General features: G+C 56.2%; 11 protein-coding genes and 1 pseudogene. 7 read left to right on the top strand and 5 right to left on the bottom strand.

The features are described 5' to 3' along the window. Positions 1-180 precede the first annotated feature (180 nt). Positions 181-1425 carry an outer membrane beta-barrel protein gene (locus OKW98_RS21830; protein WP_265386621.1) on the top strand — a complete coding sequence of 415 codons (1245 nt, stop codon included), beginning with the start codon at positions 181-183 and terminating at the stop codon, positions 1423-1425. 328 nt (positions 1426-1753) lie between these two features. Here the strand turns inward: OKW98_RS21830 and OKW98_RS21825 are convergent, their stop codons facing one another. Both OKW98_RS21825 and OKW98_RS21820 read right to left on the bottom strand, forming a co-directional pair. Next, a complete protein-coding gene (locus OKW98_RS21825) occupies positions 1754-2737 on the bottom strand; it encodes a magnesium and cobalt transport protein CorA (RefSeq protein WP_265386620.1) in 984 nt (327 codons plus the stop codon). 84 nt (positions 2738-2821) lie between these two features. Continuing rightward, complete coding sequence (locus OKW98_RS21820; RefSeq protein ID WP_265389810.1) at positions 2822-4663, bottom strand: potassium transporter Kup; 1842 nt, start codon at positions 4661-4663, stop codon at positions 2822-2824. Positions 4664-4996: 333 nt separating this feature from the next. On the opposite strand from OKW98_RS21820, the pseudogene OKW98_RS21815 reads away from it, so the two are divergent. Further along, a pseudogene (locus OKW98_RS21815) lies at positions 4997-5215 on the top strand (diguanylate cyclase); the annotation flags it as partial. Positions 5216-5347: 132 nt separating this feature from the next. Here OKW98_RS21815 and OKW98_RS21810 read toward each other — a convergent pair. Both OKW98_RS21810 and OKW98_RS21805 read right to left on the bottom strand, forming a co-directional pair. Continuing rightward, positions 5348-6967, bottom strand: a complete 1620-nt coding sequence (locus OKW98_RS21810; protein ID WP_265386619.1) for a methyl-accepting chemotaxis protein — start codon at positions 6965-6967, stop codon at positions 5348-5350. Between the two features lie 35 nt (positions 6968-7002). Continuing rightward, complete coding sequence (locus tag OKW98_RS21805; protein WP_265386618.1) at positions 7003-8601, bottom strand: diguanylate cyclase; 1599 nt, start codon at positions 8599-8601, stop codon at positions 7003-7005. Between the two features lie 106 nt (positions 8602-8707). Here OKW98_RS21805 and OKW98_RS21800 point away from each other — a divergent pair, with 106 nt between their 5' ends. The 3 genes from OKW98_RS21800 (at position 8708) to OKW98_RS21790 (ending at position 12204) form a co-directional block, all read left to right on the top strand. Then, positions 8708-9886 carry an MFS transporter gene (locus OKW98_RS21800; protein WP_265386617.1) on the top strand — a complete coding sequence of 393 codons (1179 nt, stop codon included), beginning with the start codon at positions 8708-8710 and terminating at the stop codon, positions 9884-9886. A gap of 326 nt (positions 9887-10212) precedes the next feature. Beyond that, positions 10213-10863: a LysE family translocator gene (locus OKW98_RS21795; RefSeq protein ID WP_265386616.1), complete on the top strand. Its 651-nt coding sequence runs from the start codon at positions 10213-10215 to the stop codon at positions 10861-10863. Between the two features lie 543 nt (positions 10864-11406). Continuing rightward, positions 11407-12204: a hypothetical protein gene (locus OKW98_RS21790; RefSeq protein WP_265386615.1), complete on the top strand. Its 798-nt coding sequence runs from the start codon at positions 11407-11409 to the stop codon at positions 12202-12204. A gap of 158 nt (positions 12205-12362) precedes the next feature. Here OKW98_RS21790 and OKW98_RS21785 read toward each other — a convergent pair whose 3' ends face one another. Continuing rightward, on the bottom strand, positions 12363-13310 hold the full coding sequence (locus OKW98_RS21785) for a LysR family transcriptional regulator (RefSeq protein WP_265386614.1): 948 nt from the start codon (positions 13308-13310) through the stop codon (positions 12363-12365). 123 nt (positions 13311-13433) lie between these two features. Between OKW98_RS21785 and OKW98_RS21780 the strand changes: the two genes are divergently transcribed. Together OKW98_RS21780 and wecB are read left to right on the top strand one after the other, a co-directional pair. Continuing rightward, complete coding sequence (locus OKW98_RS21780) at positions 13434-13823, top strand: tautomerase family protein (RefSeq protein WP_265386613.1); 390 nt, start codon at positions 13434-13436, stop codon at positions 13821-13823. Positions 13824-14611: 788 nt separating this feature from the next. Beyond that, entirely contained in the window at positions 14612-15784 is a 1173-nt protein-coding gene (gene wecB / locus OKW98_RS21775) for a non-hydrolyzing UDP-N-acetylglucosamine 2-epimerase (RefSeq protein WP_265386612.1), read from the top strand. The last annotated feature ends 5 nt before the right edge of the window (positions 15785-15789 follow it).

Below are 15789 nucleotides of genomic sequence, written 5' to 3'. Positions count from 1 at the left end.
GCAATAAAGATGAGGGGGTTGAGGGGAAGGAGCCAGTCTGTTCAAGTTGAACCTTGCGCGCCATGGCAACAGTCTGATTTTTATTGAATATTTACGCCGCCTTTAAAAAAGACAGCGATAACTTGATGCCCGAATAACTAGACTTGCTCGCAGTTTATTCAAGTTATCGAGAGCATCACTATGAAGCAGTGCGTTATGCGGCATTCGGGTTCTGTTAACGGTTTCGCCGAAAGCCAGAAGAGTTCTGTAAATACCCGACTCTTACATCGTATCTACGGCGGGGTTGCCTTAGTGCTTGTTGCGACCGCCGCTACAGCGGATCCGCTGGCTGCGCCCAGTCTTTCCAGCACCTTGCAGCCCAATGACAACCCCTTTGCTATTGATGCCGGACCCCTTGGGAAAGTCTATGTCAGCGGGCAACTGTCGGGGATCGCGCTTTGGCAGAACCATGTGGTGGATGCACCCGACACGGGCAACTCCACGTCGCTTTCAGATGTCAGCAATGCCCAGATAGAAGTACAGAGCATCGAGGGGCCGCTGCAGTTCTACCTCCAGGCAGGGTCTTATGCGCTACCGTCGCTCGGTACCCCATACCTCAAGTCTGACAAGACAGTGGACAGACTTTACGGCGACGTGCCGGTCGGTTATCTGAAGACGGTGATCAGCCCGGAATTCTCCGTCATGGCCGGGTCGCTACCCACCCTGATTGGCGCCGAGTCGACCTTTAGCTTCCAGAACATCAACATCCAGCGCGGATTATTGTGGAATCAGGAGCCTGCCATCAGTCGTGGTGTGCAGGCCAACTATTCTAGCGGCAACATAAACGCCGCCGTGTCAGTGAACGACGGTTTCTACTCTGGAAAGTACAACTGGGTGACGGGCTCGTTCTCCTACGCGTTTGATGCGGCCAACACGTTAAGCGTCATTGGCGGTGGACATTTTTCCAGTAACTCGAAGTCCTCGGTCGCAACGCCCACTGCTCAGAACAACAGCCAGATTTACAACCTGATCTTCACCCACACAGACGGCGCGCTCGTTCTCACGCCTTACCTGCAATACACCCGGGTTGATGAAGACTCACACGCCGGCATCGATCGCGGGGCTGAAACCTACGGCGCGGCATTCCTGGCCAAGTACAGTTTCTCGACTCACTGGTCGCTTGGCGCCCGTGCCGAATACCTGGACAGCAAGGGCGGCGACTGCTCAACCGACGAGGAGTGCTCGCCGACAAACCTCCTGTATGGGGCAGACTCCAACGCCTGGTCGCTGACGGCGACACCGACCTATCAAGACGGTCGTTTCTTCGTCCGGGGTGAACTCGCTTACGTGCGCGCCGAAGATGCCGCCTCGGGTTCTACCTTCGGTGACAACGGTACCCAGCGCGATCAGGTTCGGGTGCTTGCGGAGACCGGCGTGCTGTTCTAACCGGCGTAAAGGGGCTGAATCCATTGGTGCAATAACAAGCGTCGGGCGGGTAACTGAAGGTCCAGTGCCGCCCGATGCCGTGCGCCATCGTTCGCTTACATAACGTCAGTCAAGACACCGTAAAGAAACCTCACGGCCACTTTGTTTTATCTGTCAAATAACTCAGCATGCACACTCCAACGAAGGCAGGTGGACAAAATGAATCATTCCGACTTGGGCATGATGATTATTTTATTGATCGGTGTATTTGGTCTGGCAACCTTCATCTTTGAAAAGTTAGGCGCACACTATTCGAAAAGATCCAAAGATCGTCGGTGACAACGGAGCACTATATCCAGCCGACCTTTCGCAGTTTGCGGTAGAGAAACGAACATCCCAGGATGACGCCTGTGAGTGCCGCCGGATAACCGTATTTCCAGCCCAGCTCAGGCATCACCTGAAAGTTCATCCCGTACAGGCTGAATACCATGGTGGGCACCGCGAGTATTGCCCCCCATCCCGCGAGTTTTTTCACCACTTCGTTCTGACGGATCGTGATCTGCGCCAATGCCACCTGCATCGCAGCATTGATCATTTCTCGCATCCGATCACAATCTGCCGTGATACCCCCGACGTGATCCAGAATGTCGCGGTAATAAATCCGTGACTCTTTGGGAATGATGTCCCCATGAAACCTCAGTAGCCCCGTGCAGATTTCAGCCAGAGGAACCGCGGCGGCTTCCAGCACCATTATTTCGTTTTTCAGCTGATAGAAGCTCTGGAGATTATCCTTGGGCGGCAGCACGCTGAATAACTCCTCCTCCAGACGCCGAAACTCTTTCTGCAGGTGCTTCAGGCAAGGCTGGTATTGATCGACAACGAAATCGATCAGCGCGTACAACACATACCCCGGGCCTTGCGCCAATTTGTCGGATGCGTCTTCGCACCGTTCGCGGACAGATCGATAACTCAATGCGTTGCCATGCCTGACCGACAGGATGAACGTGGCGCCAATGAAAATATGCGTCTCGCCGGTCACGATTTTTCCGTTTACCAGTTTGGCCGAATACACGACAACAAACAGCGTGTCTCCGTACTCTTCAAGCTTTGGGCTCTGATGAGCGTGACGGGCGTCTTCCACAGCCAGGTCATGAAGGCCGAACTCTTCCTGCATCTTTGTCAGCAATGCATCATCGGGCTCAAGCAGCCCCACCCACACAAATGTGTCGGGCTGGCTCATGACCTCGCTGATGTCATCAATAGGGAAACTCTGCGCCTTGTGTCCCTGTTTGTAGGCGGCGCAATTGATAATACTGGCTTGCTGATCAGACATTGAGCACCGTCAGGACGAATTCATTAATGTGCCAGCTGATCATCCTGACGTGTGGCACCTCTGCACGTTGATCGATTACGCAGGTCACATCTCGACCTGCGTGCCAAGCTCAATCACACGGTTGAGCGGCAGCTTGAAGTACTTCAGGTTGCCATTGGCATTCTTTAACAAAATCGAAAACAGGCCCTCTCTCCAGCGGGACATGCCTGTGCGACGGGTGGAAATAACGGTTTCGCGACTGACGAAAAAGGTCGTTTTCATCGGGTCGAAACTCAGGTCTGGCAGCTGGCACAGCTTCAACGCTGCCGGGACATCAGGCTCCTCGATAAAACCAAAATGCAGACTGACCCGGTAGAAGCCTTCTCCCTGCGCATGGACTTCAAATCGTCCAGCCGGCGATACCCGGGGCGTGTCTTCCGACACCACTGTCAGCAACACCACGCGCTCATGAAGCACCTGGTTGTGCAGCAGGTTGTGCAGCAGCGCGTGGGGGACGCCATCGGCCTTTGCGGTGAGGAAAACCGCTGTGCCGCGCACGCGGTGGGGGGACTGTGCGCGGATGCTGTCGATGAAAGCGGGCAACTGCAGCGATGTCTCATCGAGCCTCTCGAGGACAATCCTGCGGCCCTTCTTCCATGTCGTCATCAAGATGAACAGAACGATGCCCGCGACCACCGGAAAAGCGCCTCCCTGGAAAATCTTGGCCGCGTTGGCACTGAAGAAAAGAACGTCGACCAGCAAAAATCCTAACAACATGGGGATCGCAAACCAGCGAGGCGTTTTCCAGAGCAGCAACACGACCGAGGACGCCAGAATCGTGGTGATCAGCATCGTGCCTGTCACCGCTACGCCGTAAGCGGCCGCCAGAGCACTGGACGATTCAAAGCCGATGACCAGCAGCACAACGCCCGCCATCAGCGTCCAGTTAACGGCGCCAATGTAGATCTGCCCCTGTTCCTGACTTGAGGTGTGCTGGATGAACATCCGCGGCACATACCCCAACTGAATGGCTTGACGGGTGAGCGAGAAGGCGCCGGAGATCACAGCTTGAGACGCGATGATCGTTGCCAGCGTTGACAGCGCGACCATTGGCAACAGCGCCCACTCGGGTGCCAGCAGATAAAACGGATTTCGCACAGCCTCCGGGTTGCCCAATATAAGCGCGCCCTGGCCAAAGTAATTCAGCGCCAGTCCCGGCAGCACCAATAAGAACCAGGCGCGCGAAATCGGCTTGCGCCCGAAGTGCCCCATGTCGGCATACAGAGCCTCAGCCCCCGTCAACGCCAGTACAACCGCGCCCAGTATGGTGATGCCGATGCCCGGGTTGGCCGCGAAGAAATGCACCGCCCAGAATGGATTCAACGCCTGAAGTACTTCAGGGCGCTGCAAGATGCCGTAGATGCCCAGCCCGCCCAGCACTGTAAACCACAGCACCATTATCGGTCCGAACAACACGCCGAGACGCGCCGTACCGTGCTTCTGTATCAAGAACAAGCCGACCAGGACCACTACCGACAGCGGCACCACCCAGGTTTCTATTCCGTCAAAAGCGAGCTCCAGCCCTTCAACGGCCGACAGCACGGAGATGGCCGGCGTAATCATGCTGTCGCCATAAAACAGCGCGGCGCCAAACACACCGAGCAACACCAGGGTTTTGCCGAGAAGGGGATAGGGCGCGGCCGAGCGCCGGGCCAATGCCGTCAACGCCATGATCCCGCCTTCGCCCTGATTGTCTGCGCGCAGAATGAACAGTACGTATTTGGCGGACACTACCCAGATAAGGGACCAGAAAATCAGCGACAGGATGCCCAGCACACTCGCTTCGTTAGGCTGGACACCGTAATGGCCTGAAAAGACCTCTTTGAGCGTGTAAAGGGGGCTTGTTCCGATATCGCCGTATACCACGCCGACCGCAGCCACCAGCATCGCCGCCGCGGAAGTTTTTGGCGCATGGGTTTCAGTAGAACGTGTTGGGTAATCACTCAATTTTTGCGTCTCGCAAGTGGTGGCCGAAGCGCAATTTCATGGGATTCAGAGCCGAACTGGATGGACCCCCGCACCGGTGGCGATGCTTTGCTGGCGATGCAGATTGCAGGTGACGGCGGCTCTCGCCGCCATTCAGCCTGCGCATTCAGCAGTCGCCCTGTTTCGCTGTGACAGGGGGGTAAAAATGTTTGCCCATTATCGGTATGGACACACCGTGCGCCGTAAAAAAACCGTAAAAATCTTAACGGGACTGTCCTTCTGTTGTTTTGATGACACTCAGCCAGCCCGCTGGGAAAATTCACGATCAGCTAGGGTGTGGTAGTGATCAACGCACCAGAGAAAGAGAGGTATACAGCCGCTCTGCAAGCAGCAGATCCACTCCTTTACTTCGCTAAAACCAAAGGTCGCAACCGTGTCGAGGGACGATTGATTCAGGGTGGGTGTGCAGATAATCACCTTGCCGAGGTTTTACCCGTAACGCTGGGTGTTTGAGGGCGGTGCATTGCTGCACTCAGCCCGCACAGAACACTGAGGAACATCGGAAGGTTAAGGCGAATGGCAGTACGGAAGCCGTGCATGGCGCGCATTTTTGAGTACACGGCGTTTCAGTGATCTGCCTCTGGTTCACACCACGAATTTGTTGACTAACTGATTTAGATTGACCGCCAGCTTCGACATCTCGCCACACGCGGTTGCCGTCTGGGCGGCACCTGCAGAACTCTGAATGGCCAGCTCGCGAATGCTGACCAGATTCCGATCAACTTCCCGTGCGACGTGGGACTGTTCTTCCGAGGCTGTCGCGATCATCAGGTTACGTTCATTAATTTGAATAATGGCCGTTGATATCTGATCCAGCGAGGTACTGGCTTCCTGGGCAACACCCAGTGATTCTGTCGCCAGATCCCTGCTGGTGTTCATCGCCTTCACGGCCAGGTCAGAATCGTTCTGGATGGCCGCAATCATCTGCTCGATTTCCTGAGTTGACGCCTGGGTACGATGGGCCAAGGCCCTCACTTCGTCAGCCACCACCGCAAACCCACGGCCTTGCTCGCCTGCGCGGGCTGCTTCGATAGCCGCGTTCAACGCCAACAGATTGGTCTGTTCTGCAATGGCCCTGATCACCTCGACCACTTTAGTGATGCTTTGGGCACGCTCTGACAACCCTTGAATCTGTTCGCTGGTGTTTTCAACGTTACCGTTCAGCTTCTGGATGGACTTCAGTGTCTGAGCCACGCGTGCCAAACCTACTTCTGTATAGCCCTGGGTACGCTTTGACTCTTCGGAAGCGGACTCCGCGTTGCGCGCGACCTCATCAACGGCTGCGCTCATTTCGGTGACCGCTGTGGCCGCCTGGTTGACTTCATCGTTCTGGGAAACAAGGCCACGACTTGATTCCTCCGTCACAACCGTCATCTCTTCAGACGCTGAGGCCAGTTGGGTAGAGGAGTCGGATATCTGCAAGATGGTGGCGCGAAGGTTGGTCTGCATCTGAGAGAGCGCCCTCAACAGGCGCCCGGCTTCATCAGTGCCGCTGACCAACACCTCCTTGGACAGGTCACTAGCGGCGATACGCTCGGCGACAGACAGCGCATCGTTGATTGGGTTGGTAATGCTTTTCGTCAGCAGCAATGCCAAGCCAATCGTCAGGACGACGACAGCCGTGATCAGCCCGACCACCAGCCATAGGCCGTTGTCATAGAGGTCGGTTGCGTTGCTTCCGGCTTGCTTGGCGCCTTCGTCGTTAAAGGTGGTCAAGTCTTTGATCTGGGTTTCCATCGTGTTCGTCAGCGGGCGGATGCCAGTACTCACGAGGTTGACGGCTGCCGCTATATCGCCCTGTCTCATTAACGGCGCAAGAATATCCAGTTGTTTGGCGTACGCATCGGCGCTGTTTTTTACCGGTGTATAAAACGAGCGTTCTTTATCACTGGCAATGAGCGGCTCATAACCCGCGATCGCATCGGAAAACGCCTTTCGATAGCCCGCGAAGTTGTCAATGTTCTTTTCAATGGACTGAGGGTCTGCAAGGCCTCGCTGGGTTTCGAGCCTGAGGCGAAGGGCCGCATTGTTCATCAATGCTGTTTGTCGAATGCTGGCCATCCAGTTGAGTTCGACGTCTTTTTCGGAGTCCCTGAGCTTGCCCATTTGCAGGACTGCAAATACGCCCAGCACACAAACCAAAACGATGATCGAGGCGAAAAACAGGGCTGCTCTTGGAGCAAGGTTGAGGTTTCTAAGGCGCATGCGAGGTTCCTGTTTTTCAATAAATGCTTATAGGTTTAAAACGCTATCGACCCAGGGTTGGAAACTTTAAGCACCCCGTCGGAAAGCGATGAGGTTGAAGGGGAAATATCACGCCCTGCAAGATGCCCCTCAACACGGTTGCGGCCTTTGGTTTTAGCGCAATACAGAAGTCGATCCGCTTCCTTGAGGGCGGCTTTATAGCCCTCCTTCTCGGGCGCGTTGATCGCCACGACACCGGAACTGATTGTCACGTTACCCAGCGGGCTGGTGGCGTGCTCTATGTGCGCGTTTTCAATGCTGAGTCTGACCTTTTCGGCAATGACCAAAGCCCCCGCTAAATGTGTTTCAGGTAACAGGATCACAAACTCTTCGCCGCCATACCGTGCTGCCAAGTCGCCGGGCCTGTTGATGCAGCTCCCGATAATGCCTGCGACCTCACTCAGGCAGTCATCACCCTGTATGTGGCCGTAGCAGTCGTTGTATTGTTTGAACCAGTCAATATCCAACAAGATAATGGCGATGGTTGAGTTATTCCGGGACGCTCGTCCCCACTCCTGTTGAAAGGCGGCGTCGAAGCAACGGCGATTGGCCAGATGCGTCAGACTGTCCGTCTGAGCAATGATCTCCAGTGCGGTTCTGGCGGTATTCAGCTCGGTTTCCGCAGTGATCAGGTGCTGGATTTGCCGGTACAGCAGAAAACCCAGCAAAACCAGCGCGAACGTGATCAGGCCGATCGAGGCCATTGACCTGTACGCATAGTCCCACCACGGCGCGAACACGTGCTCGCATGACACGCCAGCGGCGGCGACGATGGGTAACCCCGACACACGACGGTAGGCATAGATCCTTTCCACGCCATCCACGACAGACTTGATCACCGCGTTACCGCTGTCGCTGTAGGGTAGATAGAGGGTGAAAAGATCACCTTTGGCCACGTTGGTCGTCATCAGTGCGGTCAGCGTCGGTCGCCTGGCCAGCAGGTCACCATTGTTCAGGGCAAGGAAAATAACGCCCTTGTCGTCCACATCCATGCGTTTGAAAAAGGTCTGGAAATAGGCAACAGGCACCGTCGCTAACGCCACACCTGCAAACGTACCGTCAGCAGCATTGATACGTCGGCTGATGGGGATGACCATCTCTCCGGTACTGCGGCTCTCGACAATGGAGCCGATGTGGATGGACTCATCGGTACTGTCGCGGTGATAGGCGATGTACTCACGGTCGCTGTTGTTTTTCAGCAGGGTGCCTTGGGAGAAGGAGTTGGCGACCCACTTGCCTTGGGCATCGTAGATGAACAGCCCCTGAATGCCATCCACATTCACCACGGCCTGAGCCATCAGCTTTTCCAGTCGGGCATGCTGACCCGCCTCAACGCCATCGTGCTCCACGCGTTCTACGAGATCGCGCAACGTATTGTCAGCCTGCCGTAACGTATCCTGAGCCTGCTGTTCGGCGGCAAGAACGATATTCGAAACTGAAATTTTAGCGGTAGCGATGCGTTCATTGCGCGACTGGTTAATTTGCCAGGCGGTCGCCAGAATCAACGTCAGGCACACCAACGCAATGAAGCCAATCAGTGCTTTGGTCAGCATGGAAGGCGTGAGCCTGGTGGAGGTTAGGTACAGCGGCTTCATGGGCGCGTCATCAAATTGGCTGGTGTACGCTCTATGCAGCTATCGTACCGTTCCTCTATTCAGTAACGGCTCGGCTGTCGGTCCCCAAGCGTATAAGAGGTCACTCGTGCTTGTTATCGGAATACTCTGGATAGCGTTTTTCATCATCAACTTCAACGTGGTGATGATGATTCCGCTGCTGCCTTTTATTCAGCATGATCTGCAGCTCTCTCCCAGTGAGTCCGGGTGGATATTGGCGGCTTTTCCAGTCGTGGCGTTGACCAGTAACCTCGCGTTAGGCCCCCTCATCGATCGCTTCGGCAGGAAGCGGTTCATTACCGTGGGTGGGGCTGCTTGCTGCCTGACGCTGCTGCTCACCGCCGCATCTCACAGCGCCTCAATGATCGTACTGAGCCGAGCGGCGACAGGGCTGTTCATGCCGATGATTGGCGCATCGATTTTCGCCGCCCTGGCGGACTATGTCCCCGAGACCAGACGCGCCAAGGCGGCTGGGTATGTCACCACCGCAGCGCCGATTGCCTTTCTGTGCTCACTCTCGATGGGGGTTGTTGTCGGGGGGCTGCTGTCCTGGCAAGTCACGGTCATCGGGCTGGCGGTTGTCTGCGCCGCCCTTGCCGGACTGGCGCTTACCTTCCCCGCGCCGCCGCCAGCCGCACTGTCGTCCTCATCAATAAGCTGGGCCATGTACAAGGAGCGGTTGACGTCGCTTTCCGCCAGCCCCGGAACCCGCCCGTTGATGGCCGCGTACTTTTGCTGGTCGATTGGCGTGTACGTGTTTCTGGGGCTGTATCCGAGCTGGCTCGTGCAACACGGCCTGTCGTCATTTGGCGTCGATACCGTGGGCTCAGTCATCTTCATCGGCGAGGTCGGCGGACTGTTCGGCGCGATGCTTTCCGCCAGACTTGCCAGCCGATTCAACCATCCGTTGCGCTTGTGCGCCGTCGCCTCGATGGCGATCGCGGTCGTGATCCAGGTGATCCCATGGGGCGAGGGCTCGCCGTTTGCACAAGGCGCCGCCTACATGGCCTTCGCGTTCGGCCGAGACCTGATGCTGGCGCTGATCCTGGGCGATGCCATGCGGCTGGTTGAAGCCTCACGTCGAGGGAGCCTAAATTCATCACTCAATGCGGTCTATCAAACGGGTGGCACGCTGGGTGGGCTGCTAAGTGCTTGGCTGTATGGGTTGAGCGCCGGGTATTTTGCGAATGTGTGGGTAGCGTCGCTGGCGTTTGTGGCGTCTGCGGTTTTGCTGCGTGGAATCTCTGGGGCGAGGCTTCGTGCCTGAGCTCTTGAGGACGTTATGTACGGCTATCGACAATTAGCGGACTTTCACTCCTTAACCAGGCAATCCGAACAGTTAGCCGAGTAAGTTTGTGCTTGATTGAGCGGCAAGTTTCACCCTTATACTTTCGCTACTGGAGTGCGGCTAAGGATTGGCAATGCGTGTGATCGTCATCGGTGGTTTGGGTAATTTTGGAGCAAGGAACCCCCTGGCGGGAGGTTTTCTGGTTGCTTGTTGCGCAGGATCAGCCATGAGATTCTGCCTGCGAAATACGCAAACGGAACTGCTGACCTTTTCCCAAGTGGGTCGCTCGCAATAAGGAGATTTCTGTGACACTGCACCTCTGGTTTACTTTCGCATTAGCCTATCTGGCGACGACCCTGTCCCCTGGACCGAACGTACTATTGGTCGTGCGCAATGCGTTGCGGTATGGCCCTCCCGCTATAGCCGTGACACTCATGCGAAATCTTGGTGCGCAGATGCTGGTCACCAGTGGAGTGGCGTTAGGGGTAGGTGCCATTCTGATCGCTATTCCCACGGCATTTTTGATTTTGAAAATCGCAGGAGCCGGTTATCTGATCTATCTTGGGGCGCGTCAATTGTTCGCCCGCATCCCTACGATCCAACCAGAAAGAGAAGTTAAGGCCGCCCACACCCCACTATCGAACTGGAAAATCGGCACCGAATCGTTTCTGGTCTCAGCGAGCAACCCCAAAACACTGATTTTTCTCTGCGCCTTTCTGCCGCAGTTTATTGATCATGATCGATCTGTTCCTGGGCAGTTCGTAATCATGTACCTCACCATCGCGGCGACAGTGATCATCGTTCACTCGGTTTACTGCTACACGGCGTACCGATTCAGCAAGCGCCTTAAATCCGTCTGGTGGGTGCTAAGTTTGAAGCGCATCACAGGTGCACTCTTCATTGGTCTGGGCGTACGTCTGCTGAACACCAAAGCGTTGGGAGCAGCCCCGGTCTGATTGTGCTGCCAGTGGTGGAGTGAGTTGCGTTGCGCCCCATGCTTTATTACCCGTGCATTATCGAACTTTGCAGTGAAGCCAGGCCCAAGCCTGTCATGCGGCACCGATCAATCTGCGTCCAGCTTTCACTGAAGATGGGTTAAGTGCTGTTTGCTCTCCCTTCGTGCATGACCCTCGCTTCGAACCGATCAACAAAGTCCTGCGGAAAAATTTCCTCGGGAAGATTGCATGTAGATCGAACTCGACTCCAGCGACTTCGCCAAAGGCCCGGTCATCGTTAGCACTATCGATCTTGCAGAAGCGCGCGACGGCAAGATCACGCGTTTGCGGATGTCTCCGGGTGCACCGCAAAGGTAACCAGCCTTCGGACCGTTTTTTTGAAGGAACCGATCTGCCCTTCAGCGCCACACATCGGCAACCCACTCCCTACGCAAGTCCGACACCGATCGCCCCGTTACAACATCCAACACGCCTGCACCTGTGCAAGTGGTCAAGAGTGGGCCTGGGGCACTGCCAACCGACCTTTCAGTTTGGAGAGAAAACGTGAAATTACCCGGACTCGGCGCCTCGTCGCCCAAGACACCTGATATCACTCCACATGCCTCCAAGCCGGACGGTAAGCCAACGCCCGACGCTGGCAAGCCGTCCAATACTCCCACCGATTCCGGTAACGGCGGCAGCCGAGCCACCGGCAACTTCAGCAACGTGGCCCAGGGTGCGGGGTCTCTGGCCAGCGGCGGCTCGGCCATTTATCGGGCTGACCAGAGCACGCAGAATTCCCAATACGCCACGCAGTCCCCCACGGGCGCGGTCAACTATGGCGGCCCTGCCGGGAGCGGCGCGCCGGCCGCTATGCAAAACCAGTCACTGGCTGAGCAAAGTCAGGGGCCGGGCAACAGTGGTGAGACGTCGAAGTCGTCTTCTCCCTTGTTGCAGCTGCTTGATAAGTTAATCGGGGCGCTGTTGCAGCCGTTCGGTGGCGGGGCGAGTGCGCATTCCGCCGGCGATTCTGCCCAGGGTCAGACCAAGGATGCCAATGTGGCCGAGAAAGGCGCGGACAAGAACAGCCTGACTTCGGTCGCTGGCGCAGTGGGTAAGGCGATGTGGATGGTCCCCGGTTTGAGTAACGTGGCGACGGGCATCGGCGAGTCTGACGGCAGCGTTGGCGGGATGATCAAAGGCGGCGTCGAAGGCGCAGTCAATACCGCCAAAGGTGCGGCCGAAGGCATGATCGGTGGTCGCGGCAACCCGGCTGCCATGTTGGCGGGCGGTTATGCCGGGGCGTTGTCTGAAACCAAAGCGGCGCCAGAACAAGTGCGTAACGTAGCGAGCATGCTCTAAACGATTCCTGCCGCATGTCTCTCTTTTGGGGACATGCCTGGCAGGGAGCCACGCTCATCTGCACGGGTTATCGGCGCGGTGAGGACTTCAAGGGGATCGTGGCTGAGTAAGGGTAAAGATGTGCCTTCACTGAGGCCATGTGCTGTTCAGGGAAATGATCAGAATCCTCGTTGGAAACCTTGTGAAAACTGTTCTTTGAGGTACGCCACCAGAGCCGTCACAGCCTTGGGAATTTGAGGCGAGTAAGGCCGAACCAGATTGATCTCGTCCGAGAACGCCCCCTTGAGTTGCCAGTGATCGAGTAGTTGAACCAGCGAACCCTCCGCTAACGCGGCCTGGGCGCTGAAGTCGGGAAGCAGCGCAATGCCCAGGTGAGCCTGAGCCGCTTCACGAAGGGCCTCACTGTTGTTGGTGGCGAATGTCCCTTTAATCGGGACCGTTAGCCGCTCACGCAATCCCCTCCCTTTTGACGAGCGCTCGAACGTCCAGGCTGGCGTGTCGCTGCCCCGTGGATAAAACAGACAGTTATGGTGGGTGAGATCAGCCGGCGTTTCGGGTTCGCCACAGCGATCCAGATACCTGCGGGTGGCTACCAATACAGACCGGGTGTCGCAGAGCTTCCAGGCAACATGGGTGTCCGGCACCTGATAACTATGACGAACAGCCAGGTCGTACCCGTCGGTGGCAATGGAGCTGATGCTGTCGGAAACGTCCAGCTGCACGCGGACTTCTGGGTGTTTTTCGAGAAAGCCAGCCAGGCGTGGCACCAGTTGTTGCCGAGCGAAGGCGACAGGTGCCGTCAACCGCAGAAGCCCACGAACGGCGCCTGCAGAGTCCCTGACGTCTAGAAAACTTTTGGCGATATGGGCATAAGCGTCGCGTACCTCTGAAACCAGTGAGCTGCCTGCGTCAGTCAATCGAACACTTCGTGTCGTTCTCATCACCAGGCGCATACCTGTGGCCGCTTCAAGCTCACTGATCCGTTGGCTGACTGCGGATTTGCTAACGCCTAGTCGTGTCGCTGCCGCCGTGTAAGTCCCTTGTTCCTCCAGCACAGACAGCCAGTGGATGTGCGTCCATAAGCTCTCGATTTCCGACTTTTTCATGAGTCTATTGTTCTCATAGGCAAACAATGAATTCAGTTATCTTATCTGGTTGTGAACAGTGTGAAGGTCTATCGTGTGATCTCTTTCCTGCGCCGTTGGCGTTTCCATGACGAGATTTCAGCCATGCCATTGATCAACATTGACCTCATTGAAGGTCGTTCCGATGAACAAGTGAAAACCCTGCTCGATGCTGCACACCGTGCCGTGGTTGAAGCATTCGAGGTGCCTGAAGGTGATCGCTATCAGATCGTCAACGAACACAAGCCGAGCCGAATGATTGTCGAAGACACCGGTCTTGGTATTCCTCGCACGGACAAAGTTGTGCTGATCAGCGTGACCAGTCGCCCCAGGACTGAAGAGTCCAAGGTCAGGTTTTATCAGTTGCTCGCCAAGGCGCTGAAAGAACACTGTGGGATCGACAGCAACGACCTTATGGTTTCCATCGTCACCAACACGGACGCAGACTGGAGTTTTGGTCACGGCAGGGCGCAGTTTTTGACTGGGGAGCTGTAAGACACCGGGCGCTTAAAATCCCGCGCACGTGGCCGCCACCCAGACTGAAGTGCATGCGGAAAACAGCGACGATGACAATTCGAGAAGACTTTTCTCACCCCGGAGGCCTCACGCTGAACAGGTCGGTCCACCGGAGACGCTGGGTGCTGCATGCAAGCCCTCCGCGTGACGGCCCATATATTTCTGTTCTGGTACATAACAGGCTTGCAACTCGACATTTATTGTCCGACACTCTCGCTGTCGGCTTCGACAATATACAGGCGCCATTAGGGTGACTATCGTTAGTGCGTCAGATTAAGTATTTCTATATGGCCTCTCACGCGACAACGCGCTATAAGAAAAGATCCAAGTCGGTAGACGAGCGGCATGTGTTAATCTTCGCTCCCCCGGAAACAAAGGCCCAAACACCCCTCCCGTTGTTTCGGAAGTCTCAACTTCCAAAAAAAGCCAAACCTCTAAAAGACTGTTCTTAACTTCAAAAGTTTCTCATGTGCGAATTAAACATTCTTTTTATCGATCTGCGTTTGCAGTCATTGATATTAGTGTTAATAATCCCGACTGCTCCGGGAAGCAAGGCAATGCGCCATCTCACACGAAGTGAATATCAAGCCTCCATTCTGATTAAGTCCCCGGCCCAATAATCTCAATATCTCAGTTTGCTCAAGGTGCGATTGCGCCTCCAGCAGCGAGAAGGCGCGGAACATCCGCGTGAGGAGGGCATCATCGCTCGTAGTCAACCCGGGATTAAGATCCTTTCGATTTTCGGTACACGTCCTGAGGCCATCAAGATGGCTCCGTTGGTGAAAGCACTGGCTGCAGAGCCGGGCATTCACTCGCAGATCTGCATCACTGGCCAACACCAGAGCATGCTCAAACAGGTGCTGGAGCTGTTCGATCTGAAAGCTGATTTCACGCTGGATGTGATGACGCCGCACCAGACACTCAACTCGCTGACCGCCGCGCTGTACGGAGCGATTGATCCGGTGCTGGAAATTACTCGGCCGGACCGTGTGCTGGTGCATGGTGACACCACGTCCGCCATGGTGGCGTCGATGTGTGCCTTCCACCGCCGAATCCCCGTGGGTCATGTCGAAGCCGGTCTTCGCACCGGTGACATCTACAGCCCATGGCCTGAAGAAATGAACCGCCGCTGCATCGATCTCAGCGCCGACATGCTGTTCGCCCCGACAGATGAATCGCGCCGCAACCTGCTGGGTGAGCGCTTGCAAGGGCGTTCTTTCGTGACTGGCAACACGGTCATCGATGCCCTGCAGTTGACCGCTCAACGCATCGAGCAGAACGCTGATTTGCGTGCCCGGCTGGACCAGCAATTCTCCTTCCTGCGGGACGACCGCAAAGTCCTGCTGGTGACCGGCCATCGTCGGGAAAACTTCGGTGAGGGCTTCCTGGATATCTGCAAAGCCTTGCGTCAACTGGCCCAGCGCAGTGATATCCAGATTGTCTACCCGGTCCACTTGAACCCGAACGTCCTGGGCCCGGTGACCGAGCACTTAGGCGAGCTGGCCAATGTGCACCTGATCGAGCCGCTGGATTACCTGGCGTTCGTGCGTCTGATGCAGCGCTCCCACGTGATCCTTACCGATTCCGGTGGCGTGCAGGAAGAGGCGCCGAGCCTGGGCAAACCGGTACTGGTCATGCGCGATGTGACCGAACGGCCCGAAGCTGTCGCAGCGGGCACCGTACGGCTGGTTGGCACGTCACCGGACTCGATCATCAGCGGCGTCAATGCGCTGTTTGACGATGACCTGTTGTGGCGTCGCGCGTCCCAGGCGGCCAACCCCTATGGTGACGGCAAGGCCAGCTCGCGCATCGTTGATGCCTTGATGGGCCGCCCGGTCAACGACTTCGTGGTCGGCCAGTTGCAGGTGCCCAGATACCTTGAGCATAAGCAAAGCGCCCCGGCACGGGACGACAACCGCCCGGCGTCCACGTACCAATAACAACC

The sequence above is a fragment of the Pseudomonas sp. KU26590 genome, assembly GCF_026153515.1.
GTDB lineage: Bacteria > Pseudomonadota > Gammaproteobacteria > Pseudomonadales > Pseudomonadaceae > Aquipseudomonas.
The sequence above is the reverse complement of the archived record's forward strand: the minus strand, read 5'-3'. Positions and strand labels throughout refer to the sequence as shown.